The 23,975-nt window shown below is 43.5% G+C and carries 21 protein-coding genes and 1 tRNA gene; 7 read left to right on the forward strand and 15 right to left on the reverse strand.

Going from position 1 to position 23,975, the window contains the following annotated elements; genetic code table 11:
- Positions 1–36: 36 nt before the first annotated feature.
- The 5 genes from KHS38_RS05950 to KHS38_RS05970 form a co-directional block, all read right to left on the reverse strand.
- Positions 37–663, reverse strand: coding sequence for an HAD family hydrolase (locus KHS38_RS05950; RefSeq protein WP_213487583.1), 627 nt, complete (start codon positions 661–663; stop codon positions 37–39).
- Entirely contained in the window at positions 660–1,790 is a 1,131-nt protein-coding gene (gene tal, locus KHS38_RS05955) for a transaldolase (protein WP_213487584.1), read from the reverse strand. Before tal ends, KHS38_RS05950 begins: the two co-directional genes overlap by 4 nt.
- Positions 1,790–2,242, reverse strand: a complete 453-nt coding sequence (locus KHS38_RS05960; protein WP_213487585.1) for an RpiB/LacA/LacB family sugar-phosphate isomerase — start codon at positions 2,240–2,242, stop codon at positions 1,790–1,792. Before KHS38_RS05960 ends, tal begins: the two co-directional genes overlap by 1 nt.
- Before the next feature lie 10 nt (positions 2,243–2,252).
- Positions 2,253–4,271: a transketolase gene (gene tkt, locus KHS38_RS05965; RefSeq protein WP_213487586.1), complete on the reverse strand. Its 2,019-nt coding sequence runs from the start codon at positions 4,269–4,271 to the stop codon at positions 2,253–2,255.
- 495 nt (positions 4,272–4,766) lie between these two features.
- Positions 4,767–5,321 (reverse strand): hypothetical protein, encoded by a 555-nt coding sequence (locus KHS38_RS05970; protein WP_213487587.1) that lies wholly within the window; start codon positions 5,319–5,321, stop codon positions 4,767–4,769.
- A gap of 271 nt (positions 5,322–5,592) precedes the next feature.
- Here KHS38_RS05970 and KHS38_RS05975 point away from each other — a divergent pair, with 271 nt between their 5' ends.
- Positions 5,593–6,192 (forward strand): DUF6436 domain-containing protein, encoded by a 600-nt coding sequence (locus KHS38_RS05975; RefSeq protein WP_213487588.1) that lies wholly within the window; start codon positions 5,593–5,595, stop codon positions 6,190–6,192.
- Between the two features lie 6 nt (positions 6,193–6,198).
- A complete protein-coding gene (locus tag KHS38_RS05980; RefSeq protein WP_213487589.1) occupies positions 6,199–8,481 on the forward strand; it encodes a response regulator in 2,283 nt (760 codons plus the stop codon).
- A 9-nt stretch (positions 8,482–8,490) separates the two neighbouring features.
- Here the strand turns inward: KHS38_RS05980 and KHS38_RS05985 are convergent, their stop codons facing one another.
- Together KHS38_RS05985 and KHS38_RS05990 are read right to left on the reverse strand one after the other, a co-directional pair.
- Positions 8,491–9,477 (reverse strand): 2-hydroxyacid dehydrogenase, encoded by a 987-nt coding sequence (locus KHS38_RS05985; protein ID WP_213487590.1) that lies wholly within the window; start codon positions 9,475–9,477, stop codon positions 8,491–8,493.
- 80 nt (positions 9,478–9,557) lie between these two features.
- Positions 9,558–11,549 carry an ATP-binding protein gene (locus tag KHS38_RS05990; protein WP_213487591.1) on the reverse strand — a complete coding sequence of 664 codons (1,992 nt, stop codon included), beginning with the start codon at positions 11,547–11,549 and terminating at the stop codon, positions 9,558–9,560.
- Positions 11,550–11,879: 330 nt separating this feature from the next.
- On the opposite strand from KHS38_RS05990, the gene KHS38_RS05995 reads away from it, so the two are divergent.
- Positions 11,880–14,168 (forward strand): mechanosensitive ion channel family protein, encoded by a 2,289-nt coding sequence (locus KHS38_RS05995; RefSeq protein ID WP_249665293.1) that lies wholly within the window; start codon positions 11,880–11,882, stop codon positions 14,166–14,168.
- Positions 14,169–14,200: 32 nt separating this feature from the next.
- On the opposite strand, the gene KHS38_RS06000 is transcribed toward KHS38_RS05995, so the two are convergent.
- From KHS38_RS06000 to KHS38_RS22345, 4 genes are all read right to left on the reverse strand, one after another.
- Positions 14,201–15,199, reverse strand: coding sequence for a YihY/virulence factor BrkB family protein (locus KHS38_RS06000; protein WP_213487593.1), 999 nt, complete (start codon positions 15,197–15,199; stop codon positions 14,201–14,203).
- Positions 15,200–15,343: 144 nt separating this feature from the next.
- Positions 15,344–16,165: a helix-turn-helix domain-containing protein gene (locus tag KHS38_RS22445; RefSeq protein ID WP_213487594.1), complete on the reverse strand. Its 822-nt coding sequence runs from the start codon at positions 16,163–16,165 to the stop codon at positions 15,344–15,346.
- Between the two features lie 37 nt (positions 16,166–16,202).
- Positions 16,203–17,174, reverse strand: a complete 972-nt coding sequence (locus KHS38_RS06010) for an aldo/keto reductase (RefSeq protein WP_213487595.1) — start codon at positions 17,172–17,174, stop codon at positions 16,203–16,205.
- Positions 17,175–17,498: 324 nt separating this feature from the next.
- Positions 17,499–17,630 (reverse strand): hypothetical protein, encoded by a 132-nt coding sequence (locus tag KHS38_RS22345; RefSeq protein ID WP_283769982.1) that lies wholly within the window; start codon positions 17,628–17,630, stop codon positions 17,499–17,501.
- Positions 17,631–17,816: 186 nt separating this feature from the next.
- Here KHS38_RS22345 and KHS38_RS06015 point away from each other — a divergent pair, with 186 nt between their 5' ends.
- Positions 17,817–18,800 (forward strand): hypothetical protein, encoded by a 984-nt coding sequence (locus KHS38_RS06015; RefSeq protein WP_213487596.1) that lies wholly within the window; start codon positions 17,817–17,819, stop codon positions 18,798–18,800.
- An 83-nt stretch (positions 18,801–18,883) separates the two neighbouring features.
- On the opposite strand, the gene KHS38_RS06020 is transcribed toward KHS38_RS06015, so the two are convergent.
- A tRNA-Phe gene (locus KHS38_RS06020) sits at positions 18,884–18,956 on the reverse strand.
- A gap of 137 nt (positions 18,957–19,093) precedes the next feature.
- The gene (locus tag KHS38_RS06025) at positions 19,094–19,570 is read right to left on the reverse strand and encodes a hypothetical protein (protein WP_213487597.1); all 477 of its coding nucleotides are present in this window, start codon (positions 19,568–19,570) and stop codon (positions 19,094–19,096) included.
- Positions 19,571–19,618: 48 nt separating this feature from the next.
- Between KHS38_RS06025 and KHS38_RS06030 the strand changes: the two genes are divergently transcribed.
- Complete coding sequence (locus KHS38_RS06030) at positions 19,619–20,110, forward strand: ABC transporter ATPase (protein ID WP_213487598.1); 492 nt, start codon at positions 19,619–19,621, stop codon at positions 20,108–20,110.
- Positions 20,111–20,159: 49 nt separating this feature from the next.
- Here the strand turns inward: KHS38_RS06030 and KHS38_RS06035 are convergent, their stop codons facing one another.
- Together KHS38_RS06035 and KHS38_RS06040 are read right to left on the reverse strand one after the other, a co-directional pair.
- Positions 20,160–21,140, reverse strand: coding sequence for a type I phosphomannose isomerase catalytic subunit (locus tag KHS38_RS06035; RefSeq protein ID WP_213487599.1), 981 nt, complete (start codon positions 21,138–21,140; stop codon positions 20,160–20,162).
- 214 nt (positions 21,141–21,354) lie between these two features.
- Complete coding sequence (locus KHS38_RS06040) at positions 21,355–22,584, reverse strand: NADP-dependent isocitrate dehydrogenase (RefSeq protein ID WP_213487600.1); 1,230 nt, start codon at positions 22,582–22,584, stop codon at positions 21,355–21,357.
- 152 nt (positions 22,585–22,736) lie between these two features.
- Between KHS38_RS06040 and KHS38_RS06045 the strand changes: the two genes are divergently transcribed.
- Together KHS38_RS06045 and KHS38_RS06050 are read left to right on the forward strand one after the other, a co-directional pair.
- Entirely contained in the window at positions 22,737–23,201 is a 465-nt protein-coding gene (locus tag KHS38_RS06045; protein ID WP_213487601.1) for a hypothetical protein, read from the forward strand.
- Positions 23,202–23,222: 21 nt separating this feature from the next.
- Positions 23,223–23,927, forward strand: a complete 705-nt coding sequence (locus tag KHS38_RS06050; RefSeq protein WP_213487602.1) for a hypothetical protein — start codon at positions 23,223–23,225, stop codon at positions 23,925–23,927.
- Positions 23,928–23,975 lie beyond the last annotated feature (48 nt).

Raw genomic sequence — 23,975 nt, forward strand, 5'->3', positions numbered from 1 at the left:
ATTTGATTATGATTAGTTTGAATCTTCTTATTTAATTTATTGTGCGGCAGCTACCAGCCCTAACTGGGCCAGCCTTTCGCGTGTATTGTCTATGCTTTGATGATGAACGCCGTTAATACCTAAGCGCTCGGCTGCCTCAATAAAAACTTTACGATCATCCAGATAAGCTACTTCCTCCGGTTTTACCTGTGCCAGGTCAAGCGCAATCTGGTAAATATCCTTATCAGGCTTGCGGGTTTTCACAAAGCAAGATGATGCAAAAACATCAATAAAGCTTTTGAGGCCGAATTGACTGATGCGGTATTCATTCAACTCCCGCCCTTCATTATTTACCGCTATGGTTCTGAGCTGATAGCGTTGCTTCAGCTCAGTAACCAACGCTATCATATCCTGATAGGCTTCCGATTGCTCATACATAAAAGCCATGTACTCATCCGGGCTAAAGGGTCGTGGTTCGTAAAAAACCAGCAGGTCAACATATTCCTGCAAACTCATCTTGCCCGATTCGTACGCGTCAAATATAATACGATGCCGCTCATTTAGCTCAGTAAAATCTAAACCAAACCGCTCGGCCGACAACATGCGTGCGTGCCGGTCCCAGCCGTTGGTCAGAAAAACCCCGCCCAGATCCAGAAAAAGCGCTTTTATCTGTCCCGAACTCATGACGCCAGTGCCTCTTCGCGTTTTTGGTTAAGCACATCTATTAAGCTGGTATAGGGCTTAATGAATTTCTGAATACCTTCTTCTTCCAGCTTTTTAGAAATATCCAGCAGTTTAATACCAACAACATCTTCTAACTGGTAAAGTACCCATTGTGCCTCTTCAATACCGGCCTCCAGCCTGTCGGCAGGTTTACCGTGGTCGCGGAATGCATTCAGGGTATCTTTAGGTACTGTGTTTACCGTGTTCGGACCAATCAGCTCCTCAATGTAAATCACATCGCGGTAAGCCGGATTTTTAGTACTGGTACTTGCCCAAAGCAAACGCTGCGGTTTAGCACCTTTAGCTTCTAATGCTTTAAAGCGTTCGCTGCCGAAAACTTCTTTGTAGATGTGGTAGGCTACACGCGCACTGGCTATAGCTACTTTACCAATCAGTTGTTTTGCTTCCAAAGAACGGCCTGTATTTTCGGCAACAATCTTTTCCAGTAAAGGATCAACCATTGCATCAATACGGCTCAGGAAAAAGCTGGCAACAGAGGCTACATTTTCTAACGGCTGTCCTTTTTTATCCAATTCTTCTAAACCGGCTATATAAGCTTCGGCCACTTCGCGGTAACGTTCCAAGCCAAATAGCAGGGTAACGTTTACGTTGATGCCCGAGCCAATTACTTCGGTAATTGCCGGCAAACCTTCTTTGGTTCCCGGAATTTTGATCATCACGTTTTTAGAGTCAAGCGTTTTCCATGATGATTTGGCTTCGGCGATAGTACCTTCGGTATCCAGGGCCAGGCTTGGCGATACTTCCAGGCTCACATAGCCATCTAAGGCATTGGTTCTTTCATAAACGTCATGGAACAGATGGGCAGCATTCTGCACATCCTCAATGGCGATGGCCAAAAAGATCTCCTCTGCTGATTTACCGGCTTTTGCCAAATCATGAATGGCCTGGGTATAATCATCGCTATGCGCAATGGCCTCTTCAAAGATGGCCGGGTTGGAGGTTACACCTCTCAGGTCATCATTATCAATCAGTGCTTGTAATTCACCTGATGCGATGAACTTTCTGCGGATATAATCAAGCCAGATACTTTGTCCGAAATCTGGAATTTGTGCTAATGGATTTTTCATTATTTGAATTGTTTTTCTAATGCAATAACTTTATTTAAACGGCGCTGAAAACGCTCCCCACCGTCATACTTAGCCTTTAAAAAGGCCTGGGTTAATTCCCAGATCAGGGCCTGGCCTATTACCCGTCCGCCCATACACATCAGGTTCATATCATCGTGTTCTACACCCTGATGCGCAGAGTAGCTATCGGTAATTAAGGCTGCCCGTACGCCGGGTATTTTATTAGCCGCTACGGATACCCCTACTCCGCTACCGCATACGGCAATACCACGTTCCACTTCTTTATGCAGCAAGCCCATACCGAGCGGTACAATAATGTCGGGGTAATCGTCTGTGACTTCGTAGGTATGAGCGCCGTAGTCGGTCACATCATATCCGGCTTCTTTTAACTGCTCAATGAGCTGCTTTTTTTGCTCAAAGCCGGCATGGTCGGATGCTATTCCTATTTTCATAATTAGTTAATTATTGAGCTTTAGCTAAAAGCGCTTTGGCACGTTCACAAACATTTTCAACGGTAAAGCCGAATTCTTTCAACACTTCCTCGCCCGGGCCTGATTCACCAAAACGGTCAATACCAATCACATCACCTTCTGCAGTTACATACTTGTACCAGGCCAGTGTTATACCGGCTTCAATAGCCAAACGCTTGTGCTGAGTTGGCGGCAATACCGAATCGCGGTAAGCTTTGTCCTGCTTTTCAAACAATTCCCATGACGGCATACTTACCACACGGGCGGCTACGCCTTCCTGTTGCAGTTGTTCCTGCGCTTTCAGGGCCAGTGATACTTCCGAACCGGTGGCAATTAAAATCAATTGAGGTGTGCCTTGTGCCTCGCTCAGGATGTAGGCTCCTTTTTCTACATTACCTATAGCCGGGGCATATTTGCTTTGATCGAGCACAGGCAGTTTTTGGCGAGATAAGATCAGCGCAACAGGCCCTTTCATACGAGTTACGGCTATACGCCATGCGGCCAGCGTTTCGTTGGCATCAGCCGGACGGATAACAGTCAAGTTTGGAATAGTACGCAAAGCAGTAACCTGCTCAACCGGCTGGTGGGTTGGCCCATCCTCGCCCAGGGCAACGCTATCGTGCGTAAATATGTAGGTCACCGGTGCCTCGGTCAACGCAGCTAAACGGATAGATCCACGCATATAATCGGAGAAGGTAAGGAAAGTACCGCCATAAGTACGGGCACCGCGGTGCGATGCAATGCCGTTCATAATAGCACCCATGCCATGCTCACGCACACCAAACCAGATATTGCTGTTTTGGTACTGGCCCGGCTGGAAGCTCTCGTCCCCACTTTTTGGGGTTTCGTTTGAACTTGCCAAATCGGCCGAGCCACCGATAAGCCACGGAATGCTTTGGCGTAAGGCTTTCAACGCCTCGCCTGATGCCTGGCGGGTAGCCAGTGAATCGCCAACCTTGAAGGTAGGCAGGCTTGCATCCCAGCCTTCAGGCAATTCGCCGCTAAAGCTAAGTTTAAAGTAGTTCGCCTGCTCCGGATTAGCCTGGGTATACTCCTCTAATTTAGCATCCCATTCCTGTTGTAAGGCTGCGCCGCGTTTACCGGCTTCAGCGAGGTGTTCTTTTACGCCATCCGGAATAAAGAAGGCTTCGTCCGGATTCCAGCCAAAAAATTCTTTGGTTTTTTTCAGGTTATCGGCACCCAGCGGGTTACCGTGCACTTTGTTGGTGCCTTGCTGCGGACTGCCAAAACCAATTATTGTTTTAACAGAGATCAGTGTTGGTCTTTCTGTATCGGCCTGTGCGTCTAAAATAGCCTGCTCAATGGCGGCTAAATCGTTACCATCTTCAACAGTAAGTGTTTGCCAGCCGTAAGCTGCAAAACGTGCAGCAACATCTTCCGTAAAGGCAAGGTTGGTTGGCCCGTCTAATGATATTTTGTTATCATCATACAAGTAAATCAGTTTGCCCAGTTTAAGGTGGCCGGCAAGCGAGGCCGACTCGGAGGCTACGCCTTCCATCAAGTCGCCGTCGCTTACAATGCCGTAGGTGTAATGATCAATAACCGCTTGACCCTCGCGGTTATACTGCGCTGCCAGATGAGCTTCGGCCAGGGCCACACCCACGCCGTTGCCAAAACCCTGTCCAAGCGGACCGGTAGTTACCTCGATGCCCGGCGTAAGCATTGATTCCGGGTGACCTGGGGTTTGAGAACCGATCTGACGAAAACGTTTCAATTCATCCATGGGTAAATCATACCCGAACAAATGCAATAAGCTATATAATAAAGCCGAACCATGACCAGCAGAAAGAATAAACCTGTCGCGGTTTGGCCAGTTCGGGTCGGTTGGGTTAAACCTTAAAAAACGGTTCCATAATACGTAGGCCATTGGCGCTGCACCTAATGGTAAACCTGGGTGACCTGAATTGGCTTTTTCAACCATATCGGTTGACAAAAAACGGATAGTGTTTACACTTAACGTGTCAAGTTCGGTGAATTGTTGCTTGCTCATAAGCTGCTTTTTAAAAATTAGGATTTATGCGATGTAGACATGGCGGCCTGTAGCCGTCTGGAATGGTAGTTCTGGAAAAATGGCGGGTTACGACCCGTGAAGAAGAAAGCTATTCATATATTCTGCTTTTTGTGCATGCCGTGCAATGCTTTTAATGTGCATGGCCGGTTTAGTAACAGCAAAAAAATGGGTTGGTTTCATTGTTTGGTTGATGTTAGTGTTAAAATGACATTTTTGAAACATGTTTATCAACGCCCTGAATCTTGCTGTTGATAGATCAAAAATGAAAAAGTGAACAATGAAAAACATTGATATAAAACAAAAAATAGACTTGACATATATCAATGCTCCTGCTAAAAGCAAATTAAAGGGAAAAGGCCGCTTAAAAGAAAGCTTAAGTGCGTAATATTTCGGTCATAAAACACCGTAATTTACCTGACCTTCAAACTTGTATTGCGCAAATCAATCCAAAATTCGGGTACAAGCATTCAACAACTATTTGGAGTTGGGATGCAAAGCTGCTTCTGCCTGCTTTTTAATGAACAAGTAGTTGGTGGTACCCCCTATTACCGCACCCACTATGGGCAATAAACGCTCCGCTGTTTTGGTGCCAATGTTTAACAACAGCTTTTCGGCTACCTGCTCCATTACGTTTTTACTGACGGTCATACCCGCATCTACCTTTAATGATGAGGCCAGTATCTTAAAAAAGTCGTCGAACCGCAACTGGTATTTACCGGTTTGGTGGTAAGCAATGGCCATAGTTACCCTAAATTGTTGAGTGATCAAATTAATCATATCCAACGGAACACCGATCAGCATAGTTGCTCCGCCACCAATGCCGGTTATAGCGCCCGACCCAGCCGCCAGTAAAGCACATTGTGTTATGAATTTATCAATCCCTAATTCATCAACGCCTTTTTTAACACTTAACTGGTCAATCTTATTATATATCTGCTGTAAGCCCCCTTGTGTAAGCTGCTGCAGCGAATCTTTCAGCTTTAGCTTGGCGCTATTGAAACCGAACTGGGGTAATTTAATTTTAGGCATTTCTTTTTGCTTTTTACTTAACAACGCTATTTATTGCAAGCAGTTTTATTAAGCATAATGCCGCCGTATGTCAACAAGGTAACTTCACTGTTACAGCATTATATTGTAATAAAATGTGTAAACAGTTGATGTTTAAACATCAATTGCAAAAAAGGTATACTATTTGCCTTATATATTGAAATCCGCTCAAGCCTGATTTTCGTTTTTTGCCCTTACAGGCAAACTACAGTTGTTGTGGCGGCCCCTAAATTTAAATTAAAGCTTAACCCAAATGAAGAAAATGCTGGCCATTGTATGGCTTGGTGTGCTATTTACTATTATCGGATTCATTTTCTGGTATAACGAATACGTGTATAGCCTGCCAACACCAGTACCATCAAACTACACAAAAGTGGCTACAGGAGAGCAAATTAAGCTCATACCTATACTGAACTCATACAATAACGGCAAACCACTATTACTGCACTTTTTTAATCCGGATTGCCCGTGTTCCAAATTCAATATTAAACATTTCCAAAGCCTGGTGCACCAATTTAACGGCGACGTAAATTTTGCAGTGGTACTAATGAGCGCCAAAGGCTATACACCCGATCAGGTTAAAAAGAAATTTGATCTGAATGTGCCGGTAATCTTTTCCCCGGAAACGGCAAAGGCCTGTGGTGTGTATTCAACACCCCAGGCCGCTATTATTGATGCTTCGGGAAAACTTTTTTACCGGGGCAATTACAATACAAACCGGTACTGCACAAATACACAAACAGAATATGCCCGCATAGCACTCGAGGCATTATTGCAAAACAACAGAACCATCCACTTCAATCAACTGGCATTAACAGCTTATGGCTGCAGCTTGCCCGATTGCAAAAAATAATATTTTATGTTCCGATCCACCACCAATTCTGAGTACCACGCTTACAACCTGTTGCAAATGGCCGATTTGAAAAAACAGTCGGACCGAACAGTAAACTACTTTTTGGCCGGCTACTTTGCCGTTGGCCTTATACTAGCCGGGTTTTACGGCACCTGGATCATTGCACTGTCGGTAAGTGGCCTGCTGCTGCTTGCTTACTATTCTGTAAAAATAGCCCTGCCCGATTCTGACTTATATCAATATGTACTGAGCAGCGCCCTGGGCATTTTTGTAGCCCAGTTTATTTATCAGATGCATGGCATGTTCGAAATGCACTTTTTTGCATTCATAGGTAGCGCCATTCTTATCATTTACCGAAACTGGAAATTACAGTTACCGCTTCTGGTTGTGGTTGGCATACACCATGCATTGTTCAGCTATCTTCAGCATTCGGGCATGCAAAACATCTACTTTACCCAGCTGGCTTATTTTGATTTGCAAACCCTGATCATACATATGATGCTTACCACGTTCATCATTTTTGTATCGGGTTTATGGGCCTACCAGCTTTACCAGGCGAGCGAATGGCAAATTCAGCAAACGCTGGTGATGAAAGAACTACAGCAGGAGGCTGCTATTAGCCAGGAACGGAAAGAGAACCAGGAAAAACTGGAGGTACTGAACATGGAATTAATGGAGTCAAACGCACAATTGGATAAAGCACGTAAGGATGCCGAACAAGCCAATAGAGCAAAAAGTGTGTTTTTGGCAACCATGAGCCATGAAATACGCACACCCATGAACGGCATTATCGGAATGTCATCCCTGTTAGGGGAAACAGCGCTTACCGATCAGCAACGGATGTATACCGATACTATTACCAACTGCGGCGACAGCCTGCTTACGGTAATCAATAACATATTGGATTTCTCAAAAATTGAAGCCGGCGGCATGGAGCTGGAACAGGAAAACTTTGACCTGCGTGGTTGCATTGAGGAGGTACTGGATATATTCGGTACTAAAGTAGCTTACACCGGCATTGAGATTGCCTATTGCCTGGCCGATGATGTACCCGCGCAAATAAAAGGCGATAAAGTGCGACTGCAACAAGTGCTTACCAACCTGGTAGGTAACGCCATTAAGTTTACCAACCATGGCGAGGTAATTGTGAAAGTGCGCCGGGCAGCAATATTAAACAACGGGCAGGTTGAACTAAGATTTGAGGTGCATGATACCGGTATTGGTATACCTGACGATAAACTTGAGCGATTGTTTAAAGCTTTCAGCCAGGTAGATTCCTCTACTACCCGCAAATACGGCGGCACAGGCCTTGGCCTGGTTATTTCCGAAAAACTGGTAAGGCTTATGGGCGGACTCATAACTGTAAGCAGCACGCCCGGTAAAGGATCTGTTTTTTCATTTACCACCGCGGTATCAATAGGTGCCGTAATCGCACAGCCGTATGTTGAGTACGATATGTCATCGCAAGCCGGCAAAAGAATATTGGTTGTGGATGATAACCATACAAACCAGAATATCTTACGCATTCAGTTACAAAACTGGGAGCTTGTACCCGTAACCGTATCATCAGGCCGGGAGGCTTTGGACCTGCTGGAACGGGATAGCCAATTTGATTTGATTATTACAGACGGGCACATGCCTGAGATGGACGGAACCGAACTGGGGCGCCATATCAGAGCCAGCTATCCGAATATTCCTGTTATTCTGTTAAGTTCGGTGGGTGATGAACGCAAAGCGGAGAATCTAAACTTATTTACGTATGTACTTACCAAGCCTATTAAGCAATATGCTTTGAGCAAATACATACTTAACAGCTTACAATCGCAACAAAAATCGGGTAACACACCTAAAATCATCAGTAAAATCCCTGCCAACTTTGCCGAGCAACATCCGTTCAAAATTCTGGTAGCGGAGGATAATAAGATCAACCAGAAAGTAATATTGCACATGCTGGCCAAACTGGGCTACCAAGCTGATCTGGCCGCCGACGGTTTACAAGCCATTGAGCAATTAAAAACCGCCTATTATGATTTGGTGCTGATGGATATACAAATGCCGCATATAGATGGATTAGAGGCTACCCGCATTATACGTACAACACATAAGCAACAGCCCCTTATTATAGCCTTAACCGCCAACGCACTTAGCGGCGACCGCGAAGAATGCATACAGGCCGGCGCAAATGATTACCTGCCCAAACCGGTAAAACCGGATGATTTGCTTGGCAAATTATCACACTGGTTTAACAAGCTGCTTAAAGCCGGAACGATAAAGAGCAATATGAATTGATATTGCTCTTTATAACTTCACTCTATTGGCAAGTGTAGTTTTATTGATAAATGCGTCGATATTGTGAAATGTGGTACGGGCAATCTGTTCAATGGCTTCTTTGGTAAAAAAGCCCTGATGAGAGGTAATGAGCACATTGGGGAATGAGATTAAGCGCATAATGATATCATCCTGGATAATGCCTTCCGAATAATCATGAAAGAACAGGTTGCTCTCCTGCTCATACACATCCAGCCCCAGGTAACCCAACCGGCCCGATTTTAATGCTTCGATAACATCCTGCGTGTCTATTAGTCCGCCACGGCTGGTATTGATGAGCATAGCGCCGGACTTAAACAGCTCCAAAGTTTTGGCATTAATCATGTGCCTGGTGCTGTCCAGCAAAGGGCAATGCAGCGAAACTACATCGGCTTCTGATAAGGTTTCTTCAAGCGAGCCATAGGTTACGCCTGATGCTGCAAGCTCGGCATCAGGATACACATCATAAGCGCTGATACGACAGCCAAAACCTTTCAGAATATTACAGAATGCTTTGCCAATGTTACCTGTGCCTATTACGGCTACTTTGCGGTTGTGCAGGTTAAATCCCATCAGCCTTTCCAACGAAAAGTTACCTTCCCTTACCCGGTTGTAAGCCTTATGCGTTTTGCGGTTAAGCGTTAAGATAAGCGCCATGGCATGCTCGGCAACGGCTTCGGGCGAGTAAGCCGGCACACGCAATACCGGGATACCCAATGCATCGGCCGCTTTAATATCTACATTGTTAAAGCCGGCGCAACGCAGCACAATCAGTTTAACACCGTTTGCATGCAAAATTCGCAGCACAGCTTCGTTAACGGTATCATTCACAAAAATGCACACTGCCTCAAAGCCGGCGGTCAGCTGGGCGGTCTGCTCATTAAGCGGCAGGATGAAATAAGTAAGTTCATGCCCGGTATTAAACCGGTTTAAAAACTCCTCATCGTAATGGTAGGTACTAAAAACAGCAATTTTCATAACACTGGTAAATAGGTTGTTGATCTGTTTAACCAGTTTCAGCGCCGTTTTGTTTAAGGCCTACAGCAACACATTGGCTGTTAAAGTGGTAAGGTAAAATAGAAAGTGGATCCCTTACCTACCTCGCTTGTTACTGATAACTCGCCGCCATGCCGGTGAATGATTTCAGAACTGATGTATAACCCCAAGCCCAACCCCGACACATGGTGCCCTGATGGTTCGGCCCGGTAATAACGATCAAACAAATGTGCCAATTTAGCTTCGGGTATACCCGGCCCATAATCGGTAACAGCTACTTTGGCAAAGCCATTTTCGCGGCTAATTACTACAGTAATCAGCTCCGAATCGGGTGCATATTTAACCGCATTGTTCAGCAGGTTGGTAACTACCTGATCTATGCGGTGCTCATCGGCTTCCACTTGCAGTTCCAGGTCTCCCTGTATTTGAATTTTATACTTACCGGCTATGCTGATCGGGTTACAGCAGGCATTCAATAATTGTGAAACGATGAATTCTGATTTTTGCAGGTGCATTTCTCCTTGTTGCAAGCGCCCAACATTCAGCAGATCCTCAATCAGTATGCCTACCCGTTCCACACTTTTGCGCGCTTGCATAATGAGCTTAGGCAGCATTGCGTTATTAGGATTATCTTTTAGTTTATCTATCAGCTGCAAAGCTGCTTTAAGGCTGGTAACAGGCGTTTTTAACTCGTGGCTGGCTATACTGATAAAATCGTCTTTTTGTTGCTGCTGCAGCTGTTGCCCGGTTACATCCTGCATGGTACCCAGCATACGCTCGGGCTGGTGCTGGCTATCGTAATAGATAGTGCCCTCGGCATGTATCCATCTTATCTCATCACCGTGTATAATGCGGGCCGTATAGTGCAGGTGCCCGGTCTTAAACGCCTTTTGGTAAGCCCTTGCCCGCAAATCCAGATCATCAGGATGTACCACTCCTAAATAGGCTTCATGCTTTTGCGGTGCATTAAAGCCCATTATTTCATCAAACCGCGGGGAGGTAATGACTTCCTGGGTTTTGAAATTAAAGTCATAAGTACCCAGCTTGGCTGCAGCTGTGGCCAAGCGTGCACGCTCTTCGGCCTGCGCCAGCCTGAGCTTACCATCCACCTGGCTGGTCACATCCTGGCACAGTACCATTACACCAGTCACCTCTTCGCCATACTCGCGATAAGGCTGGTAAACCAGGTTGAGGTAACCTTCGATTTTTTCACCATCAGCATAAACAAAGTAAGGATGTTCATACAAATATACAGGCTCACCAGATGTGCGCACACCGTCAATAAGCGGCCTAAATGCCGGCTCAGCCTCCGGAATAATGGAAAATAACGACTGATGAAGTAAATCCTCTACCCTACGGCCTATCAGGCGGGCATAGGCATTGTTCACTATCAAAATATCGGCGTTATCACCGTTTAGTACAATAATACCTGTAGTAGCTTCGCGCACCAGGTTTTGAAACCGCGCCTCACTTTCTTTAACAGCATCAAGCGATCTGCGTAAAGTATCCCTGGTATCGATAAGCTCATCATTGGTGGCCGATAGTTCTTCGTTGGTAGCAGCCATTTCTTCATTGGCTGCGGCAAGCTCTTCAACCATTGCAGCCAGCTCTTCATTCATGTGCTGCTCACGCTTCGTGTTTTCGGCGATGGCAATACGATGCTTCAAACTTTCGGTTACATCTTTGGCGGTATGTAACAAGCAGTAGGTTTGTCCCTGCTCGTCCAGTATTGCTCGGTAGGTGAAATCAAAGTAAGAGGTTTGTAATTTACCATTTACCACCAGATTGGCTGGAGTATCTTTGGCTGTATAAGTTTCACCTGTACGCCATACGTTTTGCAGAAGCGCGGTAAAGGGTTGCCCCTTAATTTCAGGAATCGCCTCTTCAAAGGTTTTACCAATCACGCTGCGATCCTTGCCCCATATGGCAATCATCCCATCATTGGCAAATTGAATGCGTAAATCTTCGCTAGTATATATAGCCGTTGCATCTTCCGATAAAGACAAAACCTGCAACAGCGCCTCAGAACTTAAAGGCTTAACAGAATCAATCATTAAAGAACTTATATCAAACTACAAATTTAAGCTTTAGCAACCTAAAGGACGTAATCATTTGGTGACTGCTTTGTAAAAAATTACGTTTACATTTATTATAACGTTGCCTTAAAGCAAACCGTATCAAAGCAATACTTACAGTGGTAGCTGCTAACAGGAGAGCTATGCCTTGCTAAATAAAGTGAACCATAATCACTTTAAAATGGTTTATCATCTACGCATATTTTTATAAAGCTTGATAAACTACTTGCAATGACTCAACAAACACCCTTAAAACCATACAAGTCCTCGTTATTCAAAGTCCTTCTTTTTACAATCATTATATTTTGTTTGCAGTTTTATACACCGGCAACGGCTCAAACTACGTTGAACTTAAAAAGCGATTCGGGCCAGGCCATACCCGATACGCTGCTGTTTAAACTGCAAAAAGCACAGGCAACCATTACCCAAGTAAACACAGCCAACAAAAAAGGTTACGGTCTCGATCAGATGAGGGTAGAACTGGCGCAAATCAACAAAGATGTTGCTCCTATTAAAGCCGATTTACGTATAACCGGCAAAGTGATTGACTCGAAAACGTTGTTCAGTTACAACCTGATCCTGAAAAACTCGCAAGATAAGCTGAGCGAATGGCAGAAGAACCTGACTAAGTCGAGCAACGATCTTCAAGGCATGTCTAAAGAGGTTGTTGACCTGAGCAAAGACACACTGCTGTCCGTTGAAACGAAAGACAGCACGGCCCGCCAGCTCTATTTTAAGCAGATTAAAGATATCAAGCTACGCTTACAAGACGCGGGCAAAGTAACTTCGGCCAACCTGGATAGTGTAAGCCGTTTGCTGGCATCGGTATCAGCCGTTAATCTGGACATTTCCGATCTGCAGGCATCCATCAATGCTAAGTTAGTATCTTCGGGAAGAAGTGCCTTTAGCCGTGAATCGCCCTACATATGGTCAGTACCTAAAAATCAAGACAAAGAAAACATCGCAACGCAATTGTCGGCATCATACTCCGGTCAAAATAAAATACTGGGCTACTTTATAGACTCTACCTGGGATAACCGGGTGCTGCTCATTCTGTTCGGCAGCGTTTTCTTTTTATGGGTTTACCTCAATTACCGTAAGGCGCAAAAGCCCGAAGTAAAGCAAAATATAGGCGAGCTGGATTTTAAGTACATTAGCTCTATACCCGTTCTGCCAACACTTATTGTACTACTTAACCTGGCCCCGTTATTCGAACCCGATGCGCCGGCTCTGTATATAGAAATCATAGAGTTTTTACTGCTAATGGTGCTGACCGTCTTTTTCTGGAAACAGCTTACCCCCAAAGAGCTGCGCTACTGGTTATTTATTGTGGTGCTGTATATAGTGGTGGTTTTAAGTACCGCAGCCGTACACAATGCCGTTTGGATGCGCTTATGGCTAATGGCCTTAAACATTGGCTCGCTATATGTGGGAATTAAGTTTTATAAAAAGCTGCTCAATATTAATGTAGCCAAAAAGCTGCTTAAACCTGTACTTATTATATACCAGGCTTTTAATGCGCTGGCTGTAATATTTAACATTTTTGGGCGCATTAGCTTGGCCAAAATTTATAGCGTAACTGCCATTATGGGCTTTACACAGGTAATAGCTTTGGCGGTGTTTATACAGTTGTTTACGGATGCGCTCGAACTGCAAATTAAAGTAAGTTCAGCAAACGGTGGGTGGTTTTCCAGGCTCAACCTAAGCAAGGCCCGCATATCGTTCAAAAAGGCATTATCTGTGGTAGCGGTAATTTTGTGGCTGTTGGTATTCTTTATTAACCTGAGCATAGCAGGTGGCATTTTTGCCTTTGTGCAGCATGTACTGGTTAAACAACGTACTCTGGGGAGCGTAAATTTCACTTTGAGCAATGTTTTGTTCTTTGCAGTGATTTTGTATATATCCAACGTGCTTCAAAAACATGTAAGCATTTTATTGGGCGAACAATCGGTTGGCTTTACTAATGAGATTGAGCATAAAAGCTCAAAGCTTACGCTGATCAGGCTGGTTATTGCCCTGGCCGGGGTGTTACTTGCCGTAACGGTTTCGGGCATACCGCTGGATAAGCTGACTGTGGTATTGGGCGCCTTAAGTGTGGGCATTGGTTTGGGAATGCAAAATATTGTCAACAACTTCGTATCGGGCATTATATTGATTTTTGAGAAACCATTCCAGATAGGCGACTTTATTGAGTTGGCCGATAAAAAAGGTAAGATTCAGGATATAGGCATCCGCTCCAGCAAAATGTTTACCCAGCAGGGCACCGAGGTAATTATACCGAATGGCGACCTGCTATCGAACCGGCTGGTGAACTGGACCACTAATGCGGCTTATGTAAAATCGGAACTGCTGTTTAAAGTACACATGAGTACAGATATTGCAGCTGTTACCAAGCTTATACAACAAGAAATAGACAGCTTACCGAATGCGGTAAAAAACATCCAGCCCGAAGTACTGATCAATTCCATAGCTGCCGATGCAATTGAGCTTAAAATACTGGTATGGATAAGCAGCGTGTATGCCGAACCTGCATCCAAAAGCCAGCTGTTAAGTCAGCTGATTACACGCTTTAGCGAAAAAGAAATCAAATTGATGTAAAGCAAGATGAGGCGCCGGGCTTTCCGTATTTGTTAGATGGTAGAGCCCAGCGTTTCATTTTCACCATCCGACGGGTTTTTGTTAGCCGAATTTTCATTCTCCTGTATGGTGCTCTTATTACTTTTAACCTGGATGGTTTGAAAGGTTACCGCATAATCATTAGGCTTTATTTCGCAACCATATTTTACGGCATAATGCTTGGTGAACACGGCGCCAAAGTATAGGATGATGGCCGAATAATAAATCCACAATAATAAAATAATAAGAGAACCGGCGGTTCCGTACGCACTACCGGGGTTACTATTACCTATATAAAAAGCTATTCCAAACCGCCCCAGCATAAAAAGCACAGCCGTAAACAATGAGCCAACCGCTACATCGCGCCAGCGAATAATGGCATCGGGCAGTACTTTGAATATAATGGCAAACAGAATGGTTGTGATAAGCAAGGTAATAACTAAGTTACCGATATAGACCAACTGCACTGTGCCGTATGGAATAAAGGCCTCAAGCTTATCCATAAAACCTTCTACTACACCATTAATAATTAAAGATACCAGCAGCATAAATGCCAGGCCAGCTACAAGTGAAAAGGACACCAGCCGGTTTTTCAGCGTAACCCACCACCCTTTCTCAGAATCAACCTGCAGGTTCCATATCATGTTGATCGAGTCCTGCATTTCGGTAAAAAGTGAAGTGGCACCAATAATCAGCGTTACAAAACCGATAATAGCGGTGAAAGCATTACTGCCAATTACGGCAGCATTTTTAATAATTTCCTGGATTTGCAGGGCCGCCTTACTGCCCACAATCTCTTTAATCTGCTCATAAAGCAACCCTTCTATGGCCTCCTTGCGCCAAAAGATATTGGCCAGGTAAATGATTACCATCAGCAACGGGCCAAGGGAAAATATGGTGTAATACGCCAATGAAGCGCTCAGTTTAGTTATTTTATTATCTACAAAGCCGCTGCCTGCCTGCTTCAATACATGCCACAAACCTTTTAGTGTAATCTTTTTGGATGTATCCATACCCAGTTAAAACATCGTTTTCAGGATATGGTGTTACAGCCTTATACAATTGCTAAATGGCTCGACAATAAAAAGGCCTTTCTTATTAAAGAAAGGCCTTTTTGTATTCTTAAAACAACCTATTTATCATAACGCACTGCCCTGTCATTCAGCCAAGGCCATCCATTCGGTGGGTGCCTTACCAAATTTCTTTTTAAAAGAATGCGAAAAGTGTGATAGGCTCTCAAACCCCAGATCAAGATAGATTGCCGATGGCTTTTTATGCTTGGCTTCTATCAGGTGCCGGGCCTCCATCAACCGCTTTTCCTGCAGCCACTGTCGGGGTGCCATACCAAAGGTTTTTTGAAAATCACGTTTAAAGCTTGCAAGGCTTCTGCCGGTAAGCCGGGCAAAATGCTCAACAGGCACGTTGAAATGGAAATTACTCAGCATAAACTTTTCCAAATCAATTTTATGCGGCTCCGAGAAATCAAACAGGAAAGCCCGAAGCCCGGGCAGGCTGTGCAGCAGTAACAAAACACCTTCCTTTACTTTCAACATACCCACAGCATCGGTTATCTTTTCATCGGAATGACGGATATAAGGAATTACGGATTGAAAAAAAGCCTGTAAAAAGTCATTTTGAGGCATCAGGATATTTGGTGGACCCATATATTTTTGACCTGTTTCTATTTGTTCCTCCAAAGCAATCTGTCTCAACAGATCTTCTTTCAGGCAAATCACAATCGTTTTGTAATCCTCGCCTTCCAGGGGCGTTTTAGTTAGCTCTCCTAATTGATTTTTGCGAATCAGCAGCATCTGGCCTTTTTCCATTACAATTGTTTCGCTCGCAGTTTGCAAGGTAAACCGGCCAGATACCTGCAGCACCAGCATGTTATGCTCCAAAAATGCCATCTTCTCTTTCCTTACATTTGCGTAGTAAGAGTAGAAGAGAACACCGGGAATAATTTCAGTTGGATTGATCACTTAGTAAATATAGAAAAACACGGACTTATACAGCTCACTATCGTTGCAAATAAGTATCACCCAAAATGGTACCCGGTGCAAAACTGGTGTTTAAGGTATTCAGTTCTTCGGCAGTGAATTCAATTTCCATGGCCTTCAGATTTTCAGGCAAACGGGATCTGCGGCTCATGCTCACCAGCGGCATTATATGGCTGCCCTGTGCATTTACCCAGGCAATAGCCAGTTGTGTTGGCGTATACCCCTTATCTGTTGCCATTTGCTTTAACACTTCCACTTTTTCAAGGTTTTTAATTAGGTTCTCTCCCTGAAAGCGCGAGAAATGGTTGTGATAGCTATCAGCCGGCAATGGTGCTTTCATGTCGCCAGTTAGCAGTCCCTCGGCAGTATTGGCAAACGCCACCACGCCTATGCCCAACTCTTTAGCGGTGGGCAGCAGCTCGCTTTCAATCTGCCGGTCGGCAAGCGAGTAGCCAATCTCCAAAGCGGTTACCGGATAAATACTGTTCGCCTTGCGAAGTTGCTCAGCAGTTATTTCAGAAACGCCCAGATGGCGCACCTTGCCTTCTTTAATCAAATCGGCTATCGTTCCAATCACATCTTCAACCGGCACACTGTTATCCAGCCTGCATGGCTGATAAAGGTCAATGGTATCAATACCTAAGCGTACCAAAGAGTAATTGATAAAGTTTTTGATGGCTATAGGGCGCAGATCCAATCCCAGCCACTGACCATTATGGAAGATAGCGCCAAATTTTACGCTGATGAAAGCATCATCTCGTCTTCCTTTGATGGCTTTACCAACAAGCATCTCATTATGGCCGGCACCGTAGAAATCACCTGTGTTCAAAAAATTGATACCGCTATCCAACGCTTGCTGAATAGTGGCTATGCTTTCATTCTCATCATTAGTTGGGCCTCCCCATACAGACGACATGCGCATACAGCCTAATCCAAGTTTAGAAACAAGCGGCCCATTTTGGCCAAGAGGTATTTTTGTTATTGTTGTCATTTTATTATTGTATTGATTAACCATACAAAGATGATGGTAAAACGCAGCAGCTCTTTTCGTCAGCGGCTCAAATTTATTGTCTATATGGCTCAAGCTTAAGGCAACTTCCAAAGGATGTTATTTAACAGACTCTGGAATCATCTACTTAAAATGGTTTTGGAATTGGAAAAACAAAAAGCCCTGTAGACATAATCTACAGGGCTTTAATTTGGTTTGATAACCTTTTTTGGTGGCCACTATACAAATCTCGAACTATTCCTGTCTGATTTGCGCTTAATATCGAATTTGGACTTGATTTAAAAATAGTTCAAATTTTCAATTACCTCATTGCTCTTTTAACCAGCCTGGGCCAATCTTTTCTATAACATCATCTTTGATAACAATAAATTTCGAATCTTCTTCTATGATTTTGATGTCAATATTATTTGCCTCGTGCATGCTTATAAGATCATCCATAACAATTGGGTTTAACATAGAATACTGTTCCCCTAATTCAGATAATACTCTACAGCCCTTTCAAGCAATGCATAAAATGCGGGTTCTTCTAAACAAATTACTTCCATTGTGAAAAGCTAAGGCTACTTAAAAATAAAAACAGGATATTTATTTGTGTTAAGCCACCAACAATAAAATAAATAATTCATGGGTACAAAGAATCTTTTCAACTATTTAAAACTTGCATATACACCAGTTAGCAACTATGACTTTGTCACTATTCAAGATAGCCCGCAACTTTGTACATATATGAATTCTGGAAAGATTTATATGATTGTACAACGCCCGGTATTATCATTTGAAAATCTGACTGTTGACAATTTAAATATACGCAACCCGAATATTACTTTTCAAATTCGACAAAGGGGCAACGAAAATGTAATCAAAGCCAGTATGCCTATGTATCAAGAAAGTTTTGGTGCATCGCATACTACTACGAACATGGAGTTTCGCATCGAATATACGTATCCGAAACCCAAGAATCATTCGGCAAACTTGCCGTTTTATCAGGTTGCAAATTTTATATTTAAGCCAGAGGGTGGCGACTACGTGTGGTTCTCTCCTGAAAAATTCTTGTATCACTACTTAAGAGAAAGCATTGAAGCCAGAGTTGAGGGGAAAATTGAAGATTTTTTAAAATACAAACTTCACTATATTGGCAAAGCCACCGAGCAAGATATTGTTAAACGATTGACAGGCCACTCGCATTTGCAAGAAATCTTATCTTTGGAGCATCCAATCAACTACGGTTCGTTACCCACTGATGAAATTGTGCTGCTGTTTTTCAATTTTGATAACAACATACATATGCGGTCGTTTGAGGAAGATGATGATATTAGGGTGGCAGTAAATATGGTTAAGGGTATTAATCCTATAGACCAAAGGACCATTTATTTAGATGCTGAAAAAGCCTTTATAAATGCTTTAAAGCCGAATTATAACAAACAGCTTTATAATCAATATCCCAAGAGCAAGGATGGCTTATTCTCGCATGATTTGGATGTGTATACCTATAACATAATTGATCCTATAACCTTAATATATGATGGTGGTGAGATAAGGGGGAACTCGGAATCTTACAGAGGTGATTGGATAGTTGTAAAAAAAGGGAAGCCAGCCGAAATCAAATAATTTCAATCCTTGAATGTTTGTCAAATGTTTGAAAAAGAAAAAAGGCTACATGTTTTAAGCATGTAACCTTTTGATTTTGAGTGTGGTATCAGCTGGAATCGAACCAGCGACACAAGGATTTTCAGTCCTTTGCTCTACCAACTGAGCTATGATACCTCCGTTTGGGGAATGCAAATGTAGCTTGTTTTTTGAGGAAATGAAATTTAATTTGAAAATATTTCAGCCAACTTTGTAAACAACTGATTATTAGAAGAATATTTTTACTGATTTCGTAACCCGAATAATTAAACTGCTTATTGTGCTTTTAAGTACAGTAAAGTATTGCGCAAACTATCCAACTGCCCGGCGGTAACATTCCTGACAGGTATGCTCAGCATGGTTGACATGGAATCGACATCCCCTTTTGGATCCTGATAGGTTTGTACTATAATATCGTCGGCCTTAGTATGAATGCGCAGTACGCCATTGGTTTCAGTGCCCAGATAGCTGATATCGCTTAAGCGATGCAAATTAAAGGAGAAATACTCCTGCCGCCCGCCTTGATATATTTTGCGTAACCGCATAAAAGAATCATCGGTCAGGTTCAGCGTCCAGCTTTTAAGTTTTGCATCGCCCGATGTATCAAATGCCTGTGCTAAGCACTTATTGCTCCAGAATATGGCTCGCTGCTTATTTGTATGCCATACAAAACAAAGGCTCAGCAAACTGCAACCGAACACCATTATAGATGACAGGGCAAACTTTCGCGGCGGCAAAGCTGATCTTTTCATGACAACATTTGTACTCATCCTAAATTAATAAAATGATAACTTTGTTTTATGCAATTTCCTAAAAATTCAAGAGTTTGGATTTACCAGTCGGACAGGGAGCTAAACGCTGCTGAAACCGCTGACTTACAGCAACAGCTGGACGCCTTTACCAGCGAGTGGACAGCCCACAACAACCAGCTGAAAGCAGCTGCAGAAATACGCTATAACCGCTTTATCGTTTTATTGGTTGATGAAAGCCAGGCAGGTGCCAGTGGCTGCTCAATCGATAAATCGGTTAATGTATTGAAAAGAATGGAACAGCAATTCAGCATCAATCTGTTTGATCGCTTTAACCTGGCTTACCGCGATGGCGACAAAGTACAATCGGCACCCCGTGCCGAATTTGAAGCATTGATTGCCGAAGGGAAAATTACGCCGGAAACCATCGTATATAACAACGTAGTGCAAACCCTTGCCGACCTGGAAACCAAGTGGGAGGTGCCATTTAAAAACAGCTGGCACGCACAGTTATTCGGTAATCTGATAAAAACCAACGCATAAAAAAAGCCGGCAGTAAAAACTGCCGGCTTTTCTTTTACTGATTAACAGCTTAAGCAATATAGCTTTCTAATATTTTGAAACCATTGGTAGTGGTTAGTTCAACTTGATTAACGCTATTTGGTATAACCAGTGAATCGCCCATTTTAACAGCGGTTGAGCCGCCATCATATTTCAGCTCAAATTCACCTTCCAGGCAAACGTAAATAACGAAAGAGTCAAAAGCGCTATAGTCTTTAGACACATTACCGGTATAGTCAAGTACGTTGGTTGTAAAATATGGACAGCTTACTAACGGCACCGTTTCGTTCTGCTTAGGCTCGTATTGTGTTTTGTACTCAGGATACTTTTTGTAGTCGATAGCTGCCAGGGCTTCTTCGGTGTGCAGTTCGCGTTTCTGACCTTTATCATCAACACGGTCAAAATCGTAAATACGGTAAGTAATATCTGATGTTTGCTGAATTTCGGCGATCAATAAGCCTTTACCAATAGTGTGCACACGGCCGGCCGGTAAAAAGAAAACATCACCCGCCTTTACATCCTCTTTGTTCAGGATATCAGTTAGCTGGCCGCTGTTCAGTTTATCTACATAAACCTGTTCGTTCACATCCTGGTTAAAACCGGCAATCAGCGTAGCACCTGGGTCTGCTTCTATTACGTACCACATTTCGGTTTTACCGAATGAGTTGTGACGCTCTTTAGCCAGCTTATCATCAGGGTGTACCTGGATTGATAAATCTTCGGCAGCATCAATAAACTTAACCAGCAACGGGAAGGTGTTCCCGAAACGGTTATATACCGCTTCGCCTACCAGTTCGCCTTTGTACTGCTCCAGCAAATCGGCTAATGACTGGCCTGCCAGCGCACCGTCAGCTACTACCGACACATCAGACTTTACGCCCGATACTTCCCAGGTTTCGCCGCAGTTAGGCAAATCGCCAAAATCTTTGTGCAGGTAAGTTTTAATTTTCTGGCCACCCCAGATCTTGTCTTTATAAATGGTTTTGAATTTTAAAGGATATAGTTGTGACATAGTAAGTATGATATTGAATTGCTAAATTACAGATAGAAATATAAACCGCTGTAAATAGTTTTCAAAAAACCTTTTAGCAAGCCTTATTTTACAGTTTAGCTACATGCTATAGGCGCACCTTTTAAGCCCTAAGCGTGTGTAGCAAGAGTGGATATAGGCAAAATAACAAAGCCCCGCTTCGGGCGGGGCTTCCAATATAAAAAGGTTATTTTAATTACTTACCTAATTTAGCTTTCAGGTTTTCGTCGATAGCCTCCAAAAACTCTTCAGTGTACAAGTAATCGGTACCGTGTTCAACTTTAGGTTTAATGGTAATGGCTAAGTCTTTGGTCATTTTGCCGCTCTCAACAGTTTCAATACAAACCTGCTCTAAGGTGTGGCAAAAATCAATCAGCTCCTGGTTGTTATCCAGTTTGCCACGGAACTCTAAACCACGGGTCCAGGCAAAGATAGAGGCAATCGGGTTGGTTGATGTTGGACGACCAGCCTGGTGCTCACGGTAGTGACGGGTTACGGTACCGTGTGCTGCTTCGGCTTCCATTACCGTACCATCCGGCGTAACCAGGGTTGAGGTCATTAAACCTAATGAACCAAAACCTTGTGCTACGGTGTCAGACTGTACGTCGCCGTCGTAGTTTTTACAAGCCCAAACAAAGTTACCGTTCCATTTCAGGGCCGAGGCAACCATGTCGTCAATCAGGCGGTGTTCGTAAACAATGCCTGCTTCGTCAAACTTAGCTTTGTAATCGTTTTGGTAGATCTCTTCAAAAATGTCTTTAAAACGGCCATCATATTTTTTAAGGATGGTGTTTTTGGTTGACAGGTATAAAGGCCAGCCTTTCATTAGCGCCTGGTTAAAGCACGCATGTGCAAAACCACGGATCGACTCGTCGGTGTTGTACATAGCCAAAGCAACGCCATCGCTCTTGAAGTTAAACACCTCGAATGATTGCTCTTCGCCGCCATCTTCAGGCGTGAAGGTGATGGTTAATTTACCTTTGCCTTTGGTTACAAAGTCGGTAGCGCGGTACTGATCGCCAAAAGCGTGACGGCCAATGCAGATAGGTGCAGTCCAGTTAGGCACTAAACGCGGCACGTTGTTCATTACAATCGGCTCACGAAATACGGTTCCATCCAATATGTTACGGATTGTACCATTTGGCGATTTCCACATTTGTTTCAGACCAAACTCTTTTACGCGAGCTTCGTCAGGTGTAATGGTGGCACATTTAATACCTACACCATATTGTTTAATTGCGTTAGCCGCATCAATAGTTACCTGGTCGTTAGTTTCATCTCTGTATTCAATACCCAGATCGAAGTACTTTACGTCCAGATCGAGGTAAGGAAAAATCAGTTTATCTTTGATAAACTGCCAGATGATGCGGGTCATCTCATCGCCATCCAGTTCAACTACCGGATTTTCTACTTTAATTTTTGACATATCGGGTTGTTTGTGGTTCAGTTTTAAAACGCCCAAATATATAAATTTTGGCTATAGAGCAATCTAATAAATCATCCTGCCCTGCCCTTGTTTATAGAATAATGAGCAAACTTTGAAAGCTAAAGTTAAAATTCTATCTTTAAAGCTGCGATATGATGAAGAAGGTTTACTTATTTTTACTAATTATTTACACAGTTGGCCTAAGTGCCTGTAAAACCGACGAGGCGGTGATACCCTCCAACCTGCAAAACCCCGCTCTGATTGGCAAATGGTACCTGCAAGATTTAACCACCCGTATACAAACCACTGGTAACGGTAATAATTCTGACATTACCATACCCTACTCCGGCTTTGGCAATTACGACTTTTTTGAGTTTAAAATCAGAAATGAAGCTACTTACTCGTCTGCCTTTACCGGTAAAGCGTATGAGGGCTATTATTCTACCAACACCAATATTATCGCCCCGCGGCCAATATTTTTTAAGAGTGGTAACTTTGAACTTGATTTTAGTATACAATCCCTTACCTCTACCACCATGGTATTGTTTCGTTCCAGTTCGGTAGAGCAAGGTGGCGTTACCACTACAACCACCAATACATACACGTACACTCACTAATTATCAGTAGTTTTAACTATCGTGAAAAAGATATTAATCACATTATTGATCTGTTCGGCATCTGTACTGGCAAAAGCACAGATTGGCTGGAACTATGCACAGTATGATTTTGGTGTATCGGGTGCATTAAATTATGCTTACACTGATGCCGAAACGGTGAACGGTGCAGCCGGATTAAACCTGAACCTTACTTATAATTACACACCCTTTATTAATTATATAGCCGAAGTGCAGTATGGCAGACTAAAGGGTGGCGATCATCAGCGTACGCTATCGGGCCGGGAGTTTAACAACCAGTATACAGCGGTGAGCCTTAGGGCGCAACTGCAGGCCGGCGAACTGCTGGACTATGCACACGATGGCTTTACCAATGCCTTGAAAAACTTTTATATAAGCGCAGGCGTAGGTGCTATCTATAACAACATGAAAGAAATTTACCGCAACTCACTGTATGTTCCGGGCTACACCTCAACCGGCCGCAATACCAGCACCGAACTATTTATTCCGCTAAAGGCTGGCTACGAAATCAAGATATATAATAACTACGATGAGCCATCGGTAAAGCTGGATTTTGGCTACCAGTATAATCCGGTTTTTGGCGATCAACTGGATGGTATTAAGGCCGGTAAGCGTAATGATTCATTCAGCCAGTTTGTGGTGGGTATTAAATTTGCCATAGGCGGTATCACGTCTTACCGCAAGCAAATATCCAGGTATCAGCCATAGTGAGTCGTTTTTAGGTAAGGGTTTAAATTTTTGGCGTGATTTTTTCTA

Origin of the sequence: Mucilaginibacter sp. Bleaf8, assembly GCF_018390515.1 — a bacterium.
Taxonomy (GTDB): domain Bacteria; phylum Bacteroidota; class Bacteroidia; order Sphingobacteriales; family Sphingobacteriaceae; genus Mucilaginibacter.